The sequence below is a fragment of the Cyanobium sp. Morenito 9A2 genome (assembly GCF_024345575.1).
In the GTDB taxonomy this organism is placed as follows: Bacteria; Cyanobacteriota; Cyanobacteriia; order PCC-6307; family Cyanobiaceae; genus ATX-6F1.
In genome coordinates this window covers 1-16526 of record NZ_JAGQBJ010000005.1, presented here as the reverse complement: position 1 = coordinate 16526, position 16526 = coordinate 1, and the positions used below count along the sequence as shown (strand labels likewise).

Genomic DNA, 16526 nt, shown 5'->3' with positions numbered 1-16526 from the left:
ACGGACCCTGCCAGGCCAGGGTTCGATCACTCTTGCGGGGCAGAAAGCAGCTCCGGCAGCGTGGGCAAAGCCCCCAAGGTTCCTCGCCAGAAGAGTTCCGGCTGCAGGGGCGTCAGTGCCGCGCCACCGGCGTGCACCTGGGCCACGTCGGTCGGCCAGTGCTGGGGTCCGGCGCCGGCCGATTCCAGATCGTTCACTACCTCACCTGCGAGCCAGTAATAGGTGCGGCCGCGGGGATCGCTGCGGCGGTCGAACTGGTCCACGTAGCGGCGCACCCCTGGCCGACACCAGCGCAGGGGCGCCATCGAGCCATCCGGCAGGGGGGGCACGTTGAGGTTGAGCAACAGGCCTTCGGGCCAGCCCCTCGCCAGCGCCTGCTCGGCCACGTCGAGGGCCAGGCGAGCGGCGGGCTCGAACTGACGCCACTGAAAACAGGCGCTGCTCACCGCCAGGGCTGGCAAGCCCTCCAAGGTGCCCTCCATGGCCGCTGAGACGGTGCCTGAATAGAGGACATCGGTGCCGAGGTTGGGGCCGTGATTGACGCCCGAGAGCACCAGATCCGGCGGCTCCTCCAGCAGGCTGGCCAGGGCGAGTTTGACGCAGTCGGAGGGCGTGCCGCTGCAGGCCCAAGCCCCCACACCATCGGCGAACAGCTCATCGGCCCGCTCTGCCCGCAGCGGTGTCTGGAGGGTGAGTCCATGGCCGGTGGCGGAGCGCTCCTGGTCCGGGCAGACCACCGTGACCCGATGCCCCCTGGACGCCGCCTCGGCCGCCAGGGCACGGATGCCGCCGGCGAAGACCCCGTCGTCGTTGCTGATCAGGATCCGCAGGGGCTCCATGGGCAGGGGCGTGGAAGCGCAAGTTAGGCCGCCCAGCGGGCCTGCCCGGGTGCCCCAGGCGTCCTTGCCTACAGTCGGGGGTCATCGTTTCGTCGCCGTGAGCGCCACCTTGAGCCTGCAGGAGCTCACCGACCAGCTGAAGCAGCTGGAGGAGCAGGCCAGCGCCGAGATCGCCGCCGCCGCCAGCCCCGCTGCCCTTGAGGCCCTGCGGGTGGCTCTGCTGGGCAAGAAAGGGCGCCTCTCCGGGGTGCTCGGCGCCATGGGCCGGCTGCCCGCCGCTGAGCGCCCGCTGGTGGGCCAACGGGCCAACGTGCTCAAGGAACTGGTGCAGACCCAGCTGGGGGAACGGCTGGCCGGGATGAAGGGTCTGGCCCTGGCCGAGAAGCTCGAGCGCGAGAGGCTGGATGTGACCGCCCCCAGCAGCTACATCCCGGTGGGGCATCGCCATCCGCTGATCACCACCACCGAGGAGATCGTCGATATCTTCTGCGGCCTGGGTTACCGGGTGGAGGAGGGCCCGGAGATCGAGACCGACCACTACAACTTCACCGCCCTCAACATCCCGCCCCACCATCCGGCCCGGGACATGCAGGACACCTTCTATCTCTCGGAGCACCAGCTGCTGCGCACCCACACCTCTCCGGTGCAGATCCGACACCTGGAGAAAACCCCCCCACCGGTGCGGATCGTGGCGCCGGGGCGCGTTTACCGGCGTGATGCGGTCGATGCCACCCACTCCCCCGTGTTCCACCAGGTGGAAGTGCTGGCCATCGACGAGGGGCTCGATTTCAGTCATCTGCGCGGCACGGTGACCACCTTCCTGCAGGCCTTTTTCGGTGACCTCCCCGTGCGCTTCCGCGCCAGTTACTTCCCCTTCACCGAACCCAGCGCCGAGGTGGACGTGCGGTGGCGGGGCCGCTGGCTGGAGGTGATGGGCTGCGGCATGGTCGATCCGGCGGTGCTTGAGGGTCTGGGGCTCGATCCGGAGCGCTGGAGCGGCTTTGCCGCCGGCCTCGGGGTGGAGCGGTTCGCGATGGTGCGCCACGGCATCGACGACATCCGCAGGCTGTACACCAGCGACCTGCGCTTCCTCGAACAGTTCTGAAAACCATCCCCGATGGTCATTCCATAAACTCAACTCACCCTCGCCCCCGATCGGTGCCCTGCGTTGGACTGATCGTGAATGACGGCAAGGAGCTGGCCGTCAGCACCGCCGATGCGATCGAGCGCCGGATGGTGGGGGCTGGCTATGCGGTGCTGCGGGCCAGCAGCTCCGGGGGGATGGTGGGCTTCGCCAACCCCGATCAGCACCTGCGCAACCTGGGCTACAGCGCCTGCGTGCCCAGCGAATTCCACGCCGAGATGGCCCTGGCGGTGGTGCTGGGCGGGGATGGCACCGTGCTCTCCGCCGCCCGTCAGACCGCGCCGATCGGCCTGCCGATCCTGACCATCAACACCGGCCACCTGGGCTTTCTGGCCGAGGCCTACCTCAGCGAGCTCGACGCGGTGCTCGAGCAGCTGATCGCCGGCCGCTGGACCGTGGAAGACCGCAGCATGCTGGTGGTGAGCGTGATGCGGGGAGAGCAGCGTCGCTGGGAGGTGCTCTGCCTCAACGAGATGGCCCTGCACCGGGAGCCGCTCACGAGCATGTGTCACTTCGAGATCGCCATCGGTCGCCACGCGCCGGTGGACATCGCTGCGGACGGGGTGATCCTCTCCACCCCCACCGGCTCCACCGCCTATGCCCTGAGCGCAGGCGGGCCTGTGATCACCCCTGATTGCCCGGTGCTGCAACTCACCCCGATTGCCCCCCATTCCCTCGCCTCGCGCGCCCTGGTGTTCAGTGACCGGGAGCCGGTGACGGTGTTTCCGGCCACGCCGGAGCGATTGATGATGGTGGTGGATGGCAGCGCCGGTTGCTACGTCTGGCCGGAAGACCGGGTGCTCATCCGCCGGAGCGACCATCCCGCCCGCTTCATCCGCCTGCAGAACCACGAATTCTTCCAGGTGCTGCGCAACAAGCTGGGCTGGGGATTGCCCCACGTGGCCAAACCGGGCGCCCACCAGCACTCCCCATGATCCGCGTGTTGCTGCTGGGGATCAGCACCCACCCCCTGGCCTCGCGTCTGGCGACCTCGGACTACCAACCCGTCTGCCTGAACCTGGAGGATCTGGCCCTCCCCCATCAACGCGCCCTGCTGATCGCGGCCCCTCCGACGGTGGTCGTGCTCGGGGCGGAGACCCGTTCAGCGATTGCCGTGCTCCGCCAGGACCTGCCAGGAGTCCCGCTGCTGCTGGACATCGGCAGCGATGGCCTCGAGGCCCGCTCCGGCTGTCTCAGTGCCGGCGCGGACGATTTCTGGCTCTCGGAGGCCCCCCCCAGCGACCTGCTGCTGCGGCTGCGGCTGCTCCGGCGGATAGGGGACCGTCTCAGCGGCCGCTCACCCTTGCTGCGGCTGGCGGACCTGAGCCTTGACCCCGGCAACCGCACGGTGCGGCGCGGTCAGCGCGAGGTGGCCCTGACCGCCCGCGAGTACGGCCTGCTCTTGCACCTGCTTGAGCACTCCGGTCAGATCCTGAGCCGCGATCAGATCCTGGCGGCGGCGTGGAAGGGGCAGCAGGGCGTGGCCAGCAATGTGGTGGAGGTCTACGTGCGCTACCTGCGCCAGAAGCTCGAAGAGGGGGGCGAACGGCGGCTGCTGCACACAGTGCGGGGGCGCGGCTACAGCCTCAGTGATGGTCCTCCCCCCTTGGATCCTCCATCTCCATGAACCTTGCCCTGGCCCTGACGGCCCTACTGGTGGCCACGCCCCAGGCACCGAGGCCGGCCTACCCCAGCGCCAGCCGGCCGGCGGTCAGCCCAACAGCCCATCAGCCAGCGAGAACGACCCCTCAAGCGGCTGGGCCTCCCCAGTACCTGCCGGTCGAGGCCGAGTGGTGCCTGCCGCCGCTCGCCAGCGCCACGGGCGTCCTGGCGGCACCCCGCTGCATCTGGCTGGAGGTGCCGCGCACCCCGCTGCAGTTCGCCTGGGGGTTGATGCAGCGGCCACCCCTGGCGCCCCTGCGCGGCATGTGGTTTCGCTTCGAGCCCGCCCAGCCCGTGAGCTTCTGGATGCACCGCACCCCCGAGCCGCTCGACATGCTGTTCGTGGCAGGGGAGCGGGTGGTGGCGATCGAAGCGGCGGCGACCCCCTGCCCGCGGCTGCCCTGCCGGAGCTACGGCCCGGAGCAGAAGGTGGACGGGGTGGTGGAACTGGCGGCAGGCCAGGCGGCCGCCCTGGGGCTGACCCCCGGCAGCCCGGCGCCGATCCGCTGGCTGACCGGCCTCAAGCCGGCGCCTTTGCACCAGCGGATCGGCGCCCCCTGAGCACCAGCACCGGGTTGAGGGGCGCCAGGCGGGTGCCCTCCGCCAACGGGGCCCCGCGCCAGGCCTGAAGCTGGCCCACCCCCACCGCCAGGCCAGAGCTCTCCAGCAGCGTCCGCAGTTCCGCGAGCGCTTCGAGGGTGGCCAGGGGCAACACCACCACACCGCCGGGCCGCAGGCGCTCCAGGACGACCGCAAGAATTGCGGCGCGATCGCGGCCGCCGCCGCCGATCAGCACCCGGTCGGGATCAGGCAGCTGGGCCAGTGCTTCAGGGGCGGCCCCCTCCAGGATCCCCGCGGGAGTCACCCCAAAGCGTCGGGCGTTGGCGGCGATCAACGCCGCCGAGCCACCGCGGCGCTCCAGGGCCCAGAGCTTCAACTCCGGCCGCAGCCGCAGGGCCTCCAGACCGACGCTGCCCACACCGGCGCCCAGATCCCAGAGCACCCCGGAGGCGGGCAGCTCCAGATCCGCCAGCAGCTGGATGCGCACCTCCCGTTTGGTCATCAGTCCGGGCCGGTCGCCCTGCTGCAGCCAGAGGCCATCGTCGAGGCCGAACAGGGGCAGGGAAGCCGGATCGGGATCGGCGGGCGGCTCGGCGATCAGGAGCACCAGATGCAGGGGGTCGAGATCCACCGGCAGGGGCTGCCCAGGGTCCAGCCGCTGCACGCGTTCGGCCGGGTGGCCCAAGCGCTCGCACAGCCAGAAGCCATAGGCCGCCTCCAGGCCTGAGGCGGCCAGGATCCGGTGCACCGCCCCGGCGCCGCCGCGGCCGGGATCGGTGAGCACCGCCAGGGCAGGTGGGCGCTGCTGCAGCCGCTGGGCCAAGGGTTCGGGGTCGCGGCCGTGGAGGCTGATCCAGCTGGCGTCCTGCCAGGGGCGGCCCAGGCGGGCAAAAGCCAGCTGCAGGGAGCTGGGGGCGGGATGAAAGCGCAGGGCGCCGGCACCCAGGTGCTGCACCAGCAGCCGACCGATGCCGAACCAGAGCGGATCGCCGCTGGCCAGCACCACGGCGGGCACACCGGCCGCCAGGGCCGCCCCCAGGGGGGCCATCAGTTCATCGGGTCGGTCGCTGGCGAGCAGCCGGGGCAGGGGGCGATCCAGCCGACCCGCTGCTGTTTCCCGCTGCCACCAGGCCTGGGCTCCGGCCAGTAGCCGCTCCGGCGCCACCACCAGATCCGCCTGGCGCAACAGCGCCAGGGCCGGGGCCGCCAGCGCGTCCACGCCGCCGGCATCGGTGCCCAGCACGTCGATGCGCGCTACTGACGGGTCATTGATCCGGCTGCCTGGCTGCCGCTGGGATTCCACCGCCGCTTGCTCCCGCCGATCGGATCATGATGCTCAACTCCCCACCCCCACGCCCATGGGCGAGCGCCGCCAACGGATCCATGAACTGGTGATCGCCCTGCTGGCCCAGCAGGGGGAGCGGGAGCTGCTGGCCGCCGACGGCGGCGATCCGGGCGCCTGGCTGGAGCGCAACCGGCGGGTGGTGCAGCACTACCAGGCCCTGGTGCGCTCGGCCGTCACCCTCGATGCCCTGATCGACCAGGAGGTGAGCAGCGAAGCGGAGAACCCCCGAGCCCCCGGCGGCGCCCGCCTCTGACAAGCTGGACCCACCTCCGGCTCTGCCATGGCGCGCCTCGGCCTCTCTGCCCTCCACGAGCTGTTGCGGGGCAAGGGCTCCGGAGCGGGCGGCTCCGGTTGGCAGGCCCCCGCCGCCAGCTGGCATCGGCCCTTTGGACTGGGCTGGGAGAAGCCCTACACCGTCCGCTACGCCAGCAACCTCGATGACGGCCCCAACCACGGCGCGCCCCTGGGGGGCTTCGGGGCGGGCTGCTTCGGCCGCGGCCCCGACGGCGCCTTCAACCTCTGGCACCTCGATGGCGGTGAGCACTGGTTCGGCTCCCTGCCCGATTGCCAGTTCGCCCTGTTTGAAAAAAGCGGCAGCGGCTGCCGCGCCCATGCCCTGGCCACCGCCCCCGAACGGGACGACTCCCGCCCCGGGGCCAGCGGCGCTCCCTTGGGCGCCTGGAGCTGGTACCCCGCCAGCACCACCGGCAGCGACGGCAACCTGCGCAGCACCGGCACCTACGCCGCCCGCTACCCGCTCAGCTGGTTCCGCTACGACGGCGTGTTCCAGGCGGCGGTGGGTTGTGAGGCCTTCAGCCCGATTCTTCCCGGCGATTACCAGCGCAGCAGCTACCCGGTGGCGGTCTTCCGCTGGAGTCTGAGCAACCCCAGCGATCAGCCCCTGGAGCTCTCGCTGCTGCTCAGCTGGCGCAACACCAGCGGCTGGTTCACCAACACCGACCCCAGCGCCGCCGTCACCTTCCGCGATGACGGCAGCCCGGAGCACAACTACGTGCCCGCCATCGGCGCCACCGGCGGCCAGCACAACCGCTGGGTGGACGCCCCCGGCCTCAAGGGGGTGCTGCTGGAGGGAGCGCGCAGCGAACCCATCGCCGAAGGCCAGGGCCAGTGGTGCCTGGCGGTGCCCGACGACGTTGAAGGGGTGGAGGTGCTGCGCTGCAGCCGCTGGGACCCCTCGGGCGACGGCGCCGAGCTCTGGGAGAGCTTTGAGCGTGATGGCTCGATCCCCGACCGCGACGACGAACGCACCAGCGCCGCGAACGAACCCGCCAGTGCCGCGATCGCCCTGCGCTTCACCCTGGCGCCCGGGGCCTCGATCGAGCTGCCGGTGGTGATCAGCTGGGATCTCCCCGTCACGGCGTTTGCCACCGGCACCCGCGCCCTGCGCCGCTACACCGACTTTTTCGGCACCAGTGGGCGCCAGGCTGCGGCAATCGCCGCTGAAGCGCTGCTCGATGGGCGGGATTGGCGCGAGCAGATCGAGGCCTGGCAGGCACCGGTGCTGGAGCGGGCCGATCTGCCCGAGCCGCTGCGCATGGCCCTGCTCAACGAGCTCTACGACCTGGCCAGCGGCGGCAGCCTCTGGACCGCCGCCAGCCCCAGCGATCCCGTCGGCCGCTTCGGGGTGCTCGAATGCCTCGACTACGCCTGGTACGAGAGCCTCGATGTGCGGCTCTACGGCTCCTTCGCCCTGCTGCAGCTCTGGCCGGAGCTCGACAAGGCGGTGCTGCGCGATTTCGCCCGCGCCATCCCCGCGGCCGACCCCACGCCGCGGCCGATCGGTTGGTACTTCACCCAGGGCCGCGGCCGGGTGGAGGCGGCCCGAAAGGTGGCCGGCGCCACCCCCCACGACCTGGGGGCCCCCAACGAACGCCCCTTCGACGCCACCAACTACACCGCGTACCAGGACTGCAACCGCTGGAAAGACCTCGCCAGCGACTTCGTGCTCCAGGTCTGGCGTGCCTTCACCCTCGCCCCCACGGGCGAAGACCTGCGGTTTCTGGCCGACTGCTGGCCGGCGGCGGTGCAGGCCCTGCGCTACCTCAAAACCTTCGATGCCAACGACGACGGCCTGCCTGACAACGGCGGGGCTCCGGATCAGACCTTTGATGACTGGCCCCTGGAGGGGGTGAGCGCCTACTGCGGTGCCCTCTGGATCGCCGCCCTGGAGGCGGCCCTGGCCATGGGCCAGCGGTTGCAGCTGGAGCTGGGGCTCGACACCAGCGCCGAGCAGCGGGAGTTCGGGGGCTGGCTGGAGCAGAGCAGGGCGAACTTCGACGCGCTGCTCTGGAACGGCGAGTACTACCGCATCGATGCCGGCAGCGGCACGCCAGTGGTGATGGCCGACCAGCTCTGCGGTGATTTCTATGCCCGCCTGCTGGGGCTGCCAGCGGTGGTGGCCGAGGAGCGGGCGCGCTCGGCCCTGGGCGCCATCAAGGAGGCCTGCTTCGAGCGCTTCGAGGGGGGCCGGCTCGGGGTGGCCAACGGCCTGCGCCGCGATGGCACGCCGCTTGATCCCAAGGGCACCCACCCCCTGGAGGTGTGGACCGGCATCAACTTCGGCCTGGCCGCCTATTTCCGCCTGCTGGACGAGACGGGCACCGCCCTGGCGATCACCGGCGCCGTTGTCGAGCAGGTGTACACGGGCGGTCTGCAGTTCCGCACCCCGGAGGCGATCACGGCCGTGGGCACCTTCCGGGCCTGCCACTACCTGCGGGCGATGGCGATCTGGGCGCTCTGGGCCACCCACACCGGCTGGGAGCCGATCCCCGGCGCGGCCCGGAGGCCCTGAACCGATGGGGAGTTGGCGAATCAAGCACGTGATGGCGGTGATTCTCTCGCTCGCCCTTGGAACCGCAGGGCTGCTGGGGCTGACGGCGGTCCCTGCGCCCGCCTGGGCCCATCCGATCGAGCGCAGCCTCGAAAGCCTGCGCGACCTCGACGACCAGAGCTGGCAACTGGTGGCCTACCACCAGGGCGCCGAGGATGGACCCATGCGCCTGCGGCTGGTGGGCTTCCCCGGCAAGCTGCGACTGGAGCACCCCACAGCCCTGCAGGTGCGCTCCGGGCCGTTCCGCTGGAGCCTGGCGGACCTCACCATGGAGAACCCCCAGCTGGCGGTCGATGGCCGCTCGGCCGTCGCCGAATTCGACCTGGAGCCGCTGCTGGCCGTTCTCCAGCAAAACAGGCCCCTGCGCCTGAGGCTCCCCGGTGCCATCGACGAGCTGGTGGTGCCGCCCTACGTGGTCCAGCAATGGCGCGCCTTGGCGATCAGCGGCCGTTGAGCGGCACCGCCGCCTGGCACGGCTGGATGGGCCGGGCCCTGGAGCTGGCGGCCCTGGGAGAAGGGCGCACCAGCCCCAACCCCCTGGTGGGAGCGGTGGTGCTTGATGCCAGCGGCCAGCTGGTGGGGGAAGGCTTCCATGCCGCCGCCGGCCAGCCCCATGCGGAAGTGGGGGCCCTGGCCCAGGCGGGGGAGCGGGCCCGGGGCGGCACCCTGGTGGTGACCCTGGAGCCCTGCTGCCACCACGGCCGCACCCCCCCCTGCAGCGCGGCTTTGATCGACGCCGGGGTGGCGCGGGTGGTGGTGGCCATGGCTGATCCCGACCCGCGCGTGGCCGGCCGCGGCCTGACCCAGCTCCGCTCGGCGGGGATCGAGGTGATCGAAGCGGTGCGTGAAGCGGAAGCGCGCGCCCTCAACAGGCCCTTCCTCCATCGCCTGGCCACGGGCCGCCCCTGGGGGATCCTCAAGTGGGCGATGAGCCTCGATGGCCGCACGGCCCTGCCCAACGGCGCCAGCCAATGGATCAGCGGCCCCGAGGCCAGGGCCTGGGTGCACCGGCTGCGGGCCCGCTGTGATGCGGTGATCGTGGGGGGCGGCACCCTGCGCGCCGACGACCCACTGCTCACAAGCCGCGGCAGGCGTCAGCCGGAGCCCCTGCGCGTGGTGCTCTGCCGCCGACTTGATCTACCGGGCGTCAGCACACCGGGCCGCGCCCGGCTCTGGGACCAGCGCGGGGCCCCCACCCTGGTGGCCCACGGCCCGGAGGCTCCCAGGGAGCGCCGGGAGACCCTGGATCAGCTGGACGTGCCGCGGCTGGAGTTGCCCGCCTGCGCACCCGCCGCCCTGCTGCAGGCCCTGGCCCAGCGGGGCTGCAACAGGGTGCTCTGGGAGTGCGGTCCGGCCCTGGCCGCCGCCGCCCTGCGCCAGGGCTGCGTCCAGCAGCTGGCCGCCGTGGTCGCCCCCAGGCTCCTGGGGGGCGAAGCGGCCCGCACTGCCCTGGGATCCCTGGGCCTTGAGCGGGTCGATGATGGCCCTTCTCTCAGGGAGCGGGCGGTCACCCGGCTGGGGCCGGATTTGCTCTGGACCCTGGACACACCAACAACTCCTCTCACTGCACCCTGATGCTGGGGCTTACCCGGAGAGCTCCTCATCCTCTGCCGCTCGTGCGGCAGCCAGCTCGACGGCTTCATTCACCTCTTGGCTGGTGAGGCGGCTGATCAACAGGCCCATCACAATCACCAGGTAGATGGGTCCGATCACACTGAAACTGACGCTGGCGATCTGGGCCAGGGGGGTCACCGGCAGGATGTCGCCGTAGCCCACGGTCGTGAGGCTCACGAAGGCGAAATAGTTGAGCCGCACGAAATCCAGTTCCCACACCTGCTGAACTCCAAGACCGGGCATGTGACGCGGAACGAGCAGCTGGCCGCCGTTGTGGTGAATGCTATTGAAACTGCCTGGTTGCACGGTTTCCAGCACGCTGAACAACAGACCGGCGGTGAGGCCCAGCATCAGGTAGCCGGCGGCGGCCCCCATCAGGACGCGGCCGTTCACTTGCTTTTCTTGGGCGATCACCTGCACCAGCCTCAGGGTGCTCCAGGCGACGAACAGCGACCAAAGACCCAGCACAGGCACACCGGTGTGTCTCAGCGACAGAGGTGTGAGCACCCACACGGTCTGGGAGAGCAGCGCCGCCAGGCCCAGGGCCCGATAGCTGCGATCGGTGAGCCGGGTGGCACCCGGTACGGTCCCGGGCTCCCCCAGGTTCAGAACAAGCAACAGGACCATCACGATCTGCCAGAGGATCGTGAGGCGATTGAACCCCAGGGGCAGGGCGAAGCTCACAAGCAACAGAAGGCAGATGAGAAACATCTGCAGGAAGAAGCGGTGCCGGCGCCCCAGGCGGGCTACGCCCTTGGACACTCGGGTGGAGGGAACGTCCAAGGATCGATACGACGGCCTCCTGATTGTGAGCCCTCGGGCGTGGGGCCTCAAGGGTGAGTGCCTCAGATCTGGCTGTCGGAGCAAGGGATGTTGGGATCTGGGTTCTGGGGTCCCTGAGGAGCGCTCAGATCGGCAGCTCCACCTGCCCCCCCTGGGGCAGCGCCTCCCAGCCCAGCGGGTCCCAGGGCTCCATCAGCGGCACCAGCGCCCGCAGTTCGGGGCCGTCGCACGGCGCCATCCAGGCTTGCTCCAGCCCATCGGGCACCACCACCGGCAGACGATCGTGCAGCGGTTTGATCAGGGCGTTTGGCGCGGTGGTGAGCACGCAACAGCTCTCCAACTCGCTGCCATCGGCGCCGATCCAGCGCTCCCAGAGCCCCCCCAGCCAGAAGGGGGCACCATCGCGACGGCGGATCAGCCAGGGCCTTCGGCCGCTGCTCGCACCGCTCCATTCGTAAAAGCCATCCGCCGGCAGCAGGCAGCGCCGGTGGCGCCACGCTGCGCGGAAGCTGGGCTTTGTGGCCACGGTTTCGGCACGGGCGTTGATCGACCTGTTGGCGCCGGCGGGATCCTTGACCCAGTCGGGCAGCAGACCCCAGAGCATCAGGGCCACCTCATCGCGGCCATGCTCCTGGCGCAGGGCCAGCAGGGGTTCACCGGGGCGCACCTGAAGCCTGGGGGCGTAGTGGCGGGCCAGCCCCGGCGGCAACGGAGCCCCCAGCTTCGACGCCAACGTCGCCAGGGGCGTGGTCAGGCAGAAACGGCCGCACATCTCGATTCAACCGCAGCTGTGAACGTTCGGTTCTCTCACCTCGGCCCAGGTCCGAAGCGAAGGAACACCGACCTAGCTTGGTCAGGACGCGCACACAGCCCCGATGGCCATTCGCCAGGACGACAACAAGCCGAACCGGCGGATCGGCATCATCAATCTGGTGCTGATCGGTTTCGGGGTGCTGTTGCTGTTCAGCAGCTTCCTGCCCAACCAGCAGGCTCAGGTGCCGCGGGTGCCCTACTCCCTGTTCATCAATCAGGTGGATGACGGAGCGGTCAAGCGCGCCTACATCACCCAGGACCAGATCCGCTACGAGCTGGCCAATCCCGGCGAAGGGGAAGCCCCGGTGCTGGCCACCACACCGATCTTCGACATGGAGCTGCCCCAGCGACTGGAGGCCAAGGGGGTGGAATTCGCCGCCGCCCCGCCCAAGCGCCCCAGCTTCTTCACCACCTTGCTGAGCTGGGTGGTGCCGCCCCTGATCTTCATCGTGGTGCTGCAGTTCTTCGCCCGCCGGGCCATGGGCGGTGCGGGTGGCGCCCAGGGAGCCCTGAGCTTCACCAAATCCAAAGCCAAGGTCTACGTGCCCGATGAGGAATCCCGGGTCACCTTTGCCGATGTGGCTGGTGTGGACGAAGCCAAGACCGAGCTCAACGAGATCGTCGATTTCCTCAAGACTCCTGAGCGCTACGCCGCCATCGGCGCCCGCATCCCCAAGGGTGTGCTGCTGGTGGGGCCTCCGGGCACGGGCAAGACCCTGCTGGCCAAGGCCGTGGCCGGTGAAGCGGAAGTGCCCTTCTTCATCATCTCCGGCTCTGAGTTCGTTGAACTGTTCGTGGGAGCCGGCGCCGCCCGTGTCCGCGATCTCTTCGAAGAGGCCAAGAAAAAAGCTCCCTGCATCATTTTCATCGACGAACTCGATGCGATCGGCAAGAGCCGCTCGGGCTCGATGGGCGTGGTGGGCGGCAACGACGAACGGGAGCAGACCCTCAACCAGCTGCTCACCGAGATGGACGGCTTCACCGGCCAGGACAAGCCGGTGATCGTGCTGGCGGCCACCAACCAGCCCGAAACCCTCGATGCTGCCCTGCTGCGGCCAGGCCGCTTCGACCGCCAGGTGCTGGTGGATCGCCCCGACCTCTCCGGCCGCAGGAAGATCCTCGACATCTATGCCAAGAAAGTGAAGCTGGCCTCCAGCATCGACATCGACAAGATCGCCCAGGCCACCAGTGGTTTCGCCGGCGCCGACCTGGCCAACCTGGTGAACGAAGCGGCCCTGCTGGCGGCGCGGGCCTACCGCACCGAAGTGGAGCAGGCCGACCTCAATGAGGCGATCGAGCGCGTGGTGGCGGGTCTGGAGAAGAAGAGCCGCGTGCTCCAGCCCGATGAGAAGAAAGTGGTGGCTTATCACGAGGTGGGCCATGCGATCGTCGGGCACCTGATGCCGGGCGGCAGCAAGGTGGCCAAGATTTCGATCGTCCCCCGGGGCATGAGCGCCCTGGGCTACACCCTGCAGCTGCCCACCGAGGAGCGCTTCCTCAACTCCAAGGAGGATCTCGAGGGCCAGATCGCCACCCTGCTCGGGGGGCGCAGCGCCGAAGAGGTCGTCTTCGGTGAGGTCACCACCGGCGCCTCCAACGACCTGCAGCGCGCCACCGACATTGCCGAGCAGATGGTGGGCACCTATGGCATGAGCGACACCCTCGGCCCGCTGGCCTATGACAAGCAAGGCGGCAACCGCTTCCTGGGGGGCGGCAGCAATCCCCGTCGCAGCGTCAGTGACGCCACCGCCCAGGCGATCGATCGAGAGGTGCGGGCCCTGGTGGACCGGGCCCACGACCGGGCCCTGGCGATCCTCCATGGCAACAGGGACCTGCTTGAGGCCATTGCCGGCAAGATCCTCGAGAAAGAGGTGATCGAGGGCGACGAGCTCAAGGGGTTGCTGGCCTCCAGCACCCTGCCCGATGCGGCTGTTCTCCCTGACCCTGTGGCTGCAGGTGCCTGAAGGGTGAAGGGCCCCTTGACGGCGGGGCCCCCAATCTCGGATAAGGGATCTTTGGGATGGGGATATGAGCCCTCAGCTCGCCAGCCCGGGGCCCAGCCTCGCCACCTTGCGGGGCCACGACCTCCTCTCCTCCGCCGATCTGAGCGGTGAGCAGATCAGAGCGCTCTTGCAGCTCGCTTCCGAACTCAAACGTGGGGAGCGGCGCGTCGATCTGCAGGGCAAGACCCTTGGATTGATCTTCACCAAGGCCTCCACACGCACAAGAGTGAGTTTCACCGTGGCCATGGCTCGCCTGGGCGGTCAGACGATGGACCTCAACCCCAGCCTCACCCAGGTCGGGCGCGGTGAGCCGGTGGCTGATACGGCGCGGGTGCTGAGCCGCTACGTGGATGCCCTGGCGATCCGCACCTTCGCCCAACAGGAACTTGAGGAGTACGCCCACTGGGCGGCCATCCCTGTCATCAACGCCCTCACCGACCTGGAACACCCCTGCCAGGCCCTAGCCGACTTTCTCACCGTTCAGGAGGCCTTCGGCGCCAGCGCGGGCCCCGGGGATCTCACCCTGGCCTACGTGGGTGATGGCAACAATGTGGCCCATTCGTTGCTGCTCACCGGCGCCCTGTTGGGGGTGAACGTGCGCATTGGCGCCCCGGCGGGCTACGAGCCCGACCCCGCTGTGGTGGACCGGGCCAGCGCCCTGGCGGGGAACAGCTGCACCATCGAGGTGACCCACGATCCGGTGGTGGCCGTTCGCGGTGCCCATGCTCTCTACACCGATGTCTGGGCGTCGATGGGGCAGGAGGAGGAGAAGGCCCAGCGGGAAGCGGCCTTCCAGGGCTTCTGCCTGGATGAGGCGCTGCTGGCCGAAGCCGATGCCCGGGCGATCGTGTTGCACTGTCTGCCCGCCCACCGGGGCGAGGAGATCAGCGCCGGGGTGATCGAAGGCAGTGCCAGCCGCGTCTTCGATCAGGCCGAAAACCGTCTGCATGTTCAGCAGGCGCTGCTGGCGGTGTTGCTGGGCGGCCCCACGCTCTGATCTGAGGAGCCTCTGATCAGACATTGAGGGTTCTGCTCTCCAGGAGCCAGGCAGCGAAGTCAAGGCCGGGACTGGACAAAGGCCCCAGGCGGTGCGAGAAAGGATGGACTGGTTCATCTGTATTGCTGGTGCCCGCTAACCCCTCCATTCGCTTCGCTGCCGGCCGATCAAGTGATCTCGGCCACCAAGAGGCCCAGGAGCTCACCAGCGCCCAGCAGGAGCTCTACGAATGGCTGACGGAGTTCATCGGCGTGCACCGCCATAGCCCCTCGATCCGCCAGATGATGGAGGCCATGGGGCTGCGTTCACCGGCCCCGATTCAGAGCCGCCTGAGGCATCTGCAGCAGAAGGGTTGGATCACCTGGCAGGAGGGCCAGGCCCGTACCCTGCAGCTGCTTGGGGGGGCGTCCCAGGGGATCCCGGTGCTGGGCGCCGTGGCTGCTGGGGGTCTGGTGGAGCCCTACGACGACCTGCAGGAACGGCTGGATCTGTCGCCGGTGCTCCAGACCCGCGGCCTGTTCGCCCTCACCGTGAACGGCGACAGCATGGTCGACGTCCATATCGACCATGGCGACGTGGTTCTCATGGAGCCCGTGAACGAGCCAAGCCGCCTCAAGGCGGGCACGATCGTCAGCGCCCTGGTACCCGGCAGCGGCACCACCCTCAAGCACTTCCATCGGGACGGGGCCACGGTGCGGCTGGAGGCGGCCAACTCCGCCTACGAACCAATCGTGCTGCCCGCCGACCAGGTGAGCATCCAAGGCAAGCTCGTGGCGGTGTGGCGCCAGGTGTGAGCACCCCTGCGGTGTAGGCTCTCCTCAGGTCAAGCGCCCGAGCTTTCAGCTCCAGCGCCGCGCCACATGGGGCCATAGCTCAGCTGGTAGAGCACCTGCATGGCATGCAGGGGGTCAGCGGTTCGAATCCGCTTGGCTCCATTGAAGAAACCTAGGCCAGGCCTGGGTTTTCTGGTGTCGGGGGTCTGGGTCGGTGGGGCGTGAAACGGCCTGGTGGGGCAGTTCTGCACTCGATCCTTCTCTAACCCGTGCAGGTCACGGAACAGGACGGAGAAAGTTGACTTCTACTTTCCGAACGGCTCACTTGACCTCCCGCGCACCCGCCTGGATGGTCTCTCTCCGCAGCCTGCTGAAACAGCGGGAGACACGGGGCTAAACGGTTGTTGCGCGCAGGCCGTCTGCAGTTACTCCACCAACGCCCTTGAATCAGCCAAGATCCCAATTTTTGCAATGGATCTAGGCGATAGCAAGGTACCATGCAAAAATCTTCTGACCTTTCGTCCTTGGCAGCCGGAGCAGGCAATCCTGCCGCCGTTTCCCCGTGCGTGATTGGCTCTCGAAGGACGTCCAGGTGTATGTCTGGGATTCCTCCGATATCGTGGACATTGATCAGGGATTCACAGGGGTGATTGTAAAGGTCGCGATGAACCTCTGTTCACAGTCGATCGGCCTGATGCAGCCAATCGTTGAATGGCGCCGTTCGCGGTTGTAGAAACCCTCGATCCAGAAGGCCAGATCACGCTGCAGCTGCTGGGGTGAGATCAGCTCCTCTCGATTGTCATCGAGGTCCAACTCCAGCTACTGCTTCGCAGAAGCCTTCGGCTAGAGGGTGGAGAAGTAGCTCTCCACCACGGAGTTGTCCCAGCAGCAGCCCTTGGCGGACATGCTGCAGACGATCTTCTGCTCCCTGAGCAGATCGCGGTAGTCAGCAGCCCGGTACTGGCGGCCCTGATCCGAGTGAATCAGCAGTGTCTCCCGCTCCACATGCCGGTGTGACGTGGACCCCGGCAGCCGGAGCAGGGTGAATGAGAGTCCTCAGCCGGCCAGACTGGGCCGGGGACTACACCATGAAACGCACCAGACACACAGCGGAGCAGATCATCCGCAAGCTCAAAACTGC

General features: G+C 68.9%; 17 protein-coding genes and 1 tRNA gene. 12 read left to right on the top strand and 6 right to left on the bottom strand.

All coding sequences use genetic code 11. The features are described 5' to 3' along the window. Positions 1-26: 26 nt before the first annotated feature. The gene (surE, locus tag KBY88_RS07835; RefSeq protein WP_254939369.1) at positions 27-839 is read right to left on the bottom strand and encodes a 5'/3'-nucleotidase SurE; all 813 of its coding nucleotides are present in this window, start codon (positions 837-839) and stop codon (positions 27-29) included. Positions 840-936: 97 nt separating this feature from the next. Between surE and pheS the strand changes: the two genes are divergently transcribed. Genes pheS through KBY88_RS07815 form a run of 4 tightly spaced genes read left to right on the top strand, consistent with a single transcriptional unit; the run spans position 937 to position 4206 of the window. Continuing rightward, on the top strand, positions 937-1944 hold the full coding sequence (gene pheS / locus KBY88_RS07830; RefSeq protein ID WP_254939368.1) for a phenylalanine--tRNA ligase subunit alpha: 1008 nt from the start codon (positions 937-939) through the stop codon (positions 1942-1944). Positions 1945-1997: 53 nt separating this feature from the next. Then, positions 1998-2918, top strand: coding sequence for an NAD(+) kinase (locus tag KBY88_RS07825; RefSeq protein ID WP_254939367.1), 921 nt, complete (start codon positions 1998-2000; stop codon positions 2916-2918). Further along, positions 2915-3610 carry a winged helix-turn-helix transcriptional regulator gene (locus tag KBY88_RS07820; protein WP_254939366.1) on the top strand — a complete coding sequence of 232 codons (696 nt, stop codon included), beginning with the start codon at positions 2915-2917 and terminating at the stop codon, positions 3608-3610. The genes KBY88_RS07825 and KBY88_RS07820 overlap by 4 nt, the downstream gene beginning before the upstream one ends. After that, a complete protein-coding gene (locus KBY88_RS07815) occupies positions 3607-4206 on the top strand; it encodes a DUF192 domain-containing protein (protein ID WP_315858113.1) in 600 nt (199 codons plus the stop codon). The genes KBY88_RS07820 and KBY88_RS07815 overlap by 4 nt, the downstream gene beginning before the upstream one ends. Here KBY88_RS07815 and cbiE read toward each other — a convergent pair. Next, entirely contained in the window at positions 4166-5509 is a 1344-nt protein-coding gene (gene cbiE, locus KBY88_RS07810; RefSeq protein ID WP_254939365.1) for a precorrin-6y C5,15-methyltransferase (decarboxylating) subunit CbiE, read from the bottom strand. The two genes, KBY88_RS07815 and cbiE, sit on opposite strands and share 41 nt — an antisense overlap. Positions 5510-5564: 55 nt before the next feature. Here cbiE and KBY88_RS07805 point away from each other — a divergent pair, with 55 nt between their 5' ends. Genes KBY88_RS07805 through ribD form a run of 4 tightly spaced genes read left to right on the top strand, consistent with a single transcriptional unit; the run spans position 5565 to position 9977 of the window. After that, on the top strand, positions 5565-5804 hold the full coding sequence (locus KBY88_RS07805) for a DUF8678 family protein (RefSeq protein WP_254939364.1): 240 nt from the start codon (positions 5565-5567) through the stop codon (positions 5802-5804). A gap of 27 nt (positions 5805-5831) precedes the next feature. Beyond that, positions 5832-8363: a GH116 family glycosyl hydrolase gene (locus KBY88_RS07800; protein WP_254939363.1), complete on the top strand. Its 2532-nt coding sequence runs from the start codon at positions 5832-5834 to the stop codon at positions 8361-8363. Between the two features lie 4 nt (positions 8364-8367). Then, the gene (locus KBY88_RS07795) at positions 8368-8856 is read left to right on the top strand and encodes a DUF3122 domain-containing protein (protein WP_254939362.1); all 489 of its coding nucleotides are present in this window, start codon (positions 8368-8370) and stop codon (positions 8854-8856) included. Next, positions 8826-9977: a bifunctional diaminohydroxyphosphoribosylaminopyrimidine deaminase/5-amino-6-(5-phosphoribosylamino)uracil reductase RibD gene (ribD, locus tag KBY88_RS07790; protein ID WP_254939361.1), complete on the top strand. Its 1152-nt coding sequence runs from the start codon at positions 8826-8828 to the stop codon at positions 9975-9977. The genes KBY88_RS07795 and ribD overlap by 31 nt, the downstream gene beginning before the upstream one ends. A 9-nt stretch (positions 9978-9986) precedes the next feature. Here ribD and KBY88_RS16180 read toward each other — a convergent pair whose 3' ends face one another. Together KBY88_RS16180 and KBY88_RS07780 are read right to left on the bottom strand one after the other, a co-directional pair. After that, positions 9987-10778 (bottom strand): potassium channel family protein, encoded by a 792-nt coding sequence (locus KBY88_RS16180; RefSeq protein WP_254939360.1) that lies wholly within the window; start codon positions 10776-10778, stop codon positions 9987-9989. Between the two features lie 145 nt (positions 10779-10923). Continuing rightward, complete coding sequence (locus tag KBY88_RS07780; RefSeq protein ID WP_254939359.1) at positions 10924-11571, bottom strand: SOS response-associated peptidase; 648 nt, start codon at positions 11569-11571, stop codon at positions 10924-10926. Positions 11572-11674: 103 nt separating this feature from the next. Here KBY88_RS07780 and ftsH point away from each other — a divergent pair, with 103 nt between their 5' ends. The 4 genes from ftsH (at position 11675) to KBY88_RS07760 (ending at position 15547) form a co-directional block, all read left to right on the top strand. Next, the gene (ftsH, locus tag KBY88_RS07775) at positions 11675-13576 is read left to right on the top strand and encodes an ATP-dependent zinc metalloprotease FtsH (RefSeq protein WP_254939358.1); all 1902 of its coding nucleotides are present in this window, start codon (positions 11675-11677) and stop codon (positions 13574-13576) included. Positions 13577-13640: 64 nt separating this feature from the next. After that, on the top strand, positions 13641-14612 hold the full coding sequence (argF, locus tag KBY88_RS07770) for an ornithine carbamoyltransferase (protein ID WP_254939357.1): 972 nt from the start codon (positions 13641-13643) through the stop codon (positions 14610-14612). A 146-nt stretch (positions 14613-14758) separates the two neighbouring features. Next, the gene (gene lexA / locus KBY88_RS07765) at positions 14759-15406 is read left to right on the top strand and encodes a transcriptional repressor LexA (RefSeq protein WP_254939535.1); all 648 of its coding nucleotides are present in this window, start codon (positions 14759-14761) and stop codon (positions 15404-15406) included. 68 nt (positions 15407-15474) lie between these two features. After that, positions 15475-15547 (top strand) — tRNA-Ala (locus KBY88_RS07760). Positions 15548-16015: 468 nt separating this feature from the next. Here the strand turns inward: KBY88_RS07760 and KBY88_RS07755 are convergent. Both KBY88_RS07755 and KBY88_RS07750 read right to left on the bottom strand, forming a co-directional pair. Then, positions 16016-16198, bottom strand: a complete 183-nt coding sequence (locus KBY88_RS07755; RefSeq protein ID WP_254939356.1) for a hypothetical protein — start codon at positions 16196-16198, stop codon at positions 16016-16018. Positions 16199-16228: 30 nt separating this feature from the next. After that, positions 16229-16390, bottom strand: coding sequence for a hypothetical protein (locus tag KBY88_RS07750; protein ID WP_254939355.1), 162 nt, complete (start codon positions 16388-16390; stop codon positions 16229-16231). Positions 16391-16526: the final 136 nt, after the last annotated feature.

Excerpts from the sequence above, each read along its gene's own strand:
- ribD (WP_254939361.1), top strand. The coding sequence starts at position 8,826 with ATGGCGCGCCTTGGCGATCAGCGGCCGTTGAGCGGCACCGCCGCCTGG.
- KBY88_RS07820 (WP_254939366.1), top strand. The coding sequence starts at position 2,915 with ATGATCCGCGTGTTGCTGCTGGGGATCAGCACCCACCCCCTGGCCTCG.
- surE (WP_254939369.1), bottom strand. The coding sequence starts at position 839 with ATGGAGCCCCTGCGGATCCTGATCAGCAACGACGACGGGGTCTTCGCC.
- KBY88_RS07795 (WP_254939362.1), top strand. The coding sequence starts at position 8,368 with ATGGGGAGTTGGCGAATCAAGCACGTGATGGCGGTGATTCTCTCGCTC.
- argF (WP_254939357.1), top strand. The coding sequence starts at position 13,641 with ATGAGCCCTCAGCTCGCCAGCCCGGGGCCCAGCCTCGCCACCTTGCGG.
- KBY88_RS07805 (WP_254939364.1), top strand. The coding sequence starts at position 5,565 with ATGGGCGAGCGCCGCCAACGGATCCATGAACTGGTGATCGCCCTGCTG.
- KBY88_RS07780 (WP_254939359.1), bottom strand. The coding sequence starts at position 11,571 with ATGTGCGGCCGTTTCTGCCTGACCACGCCCCTGGCGACGTTGGCGTCG.
- KBY88_RS07800 (WP_254939363.1), top strand. The coding sequence starts at position 5,832 with ATGGCGCGCCTCGGCCTCTCTGCCCTCCACGAGCTGTTGCGGGGCAAG.
- KBY88_RS07815 (WP_315858113.1), top strand. The coding sequence starts at position 3,607 with ATGAACCTTGCCCTGGCCCTGACGGCCCTACTGGTGGCCACGCCCCAG.
- ftsH (WP_254939358.1), top strand. The coding sequence starts at position 11,675 with ATGGCCATTCGCCAGGACGACAACAAGCCGAACCGGCGGATCGGCATC.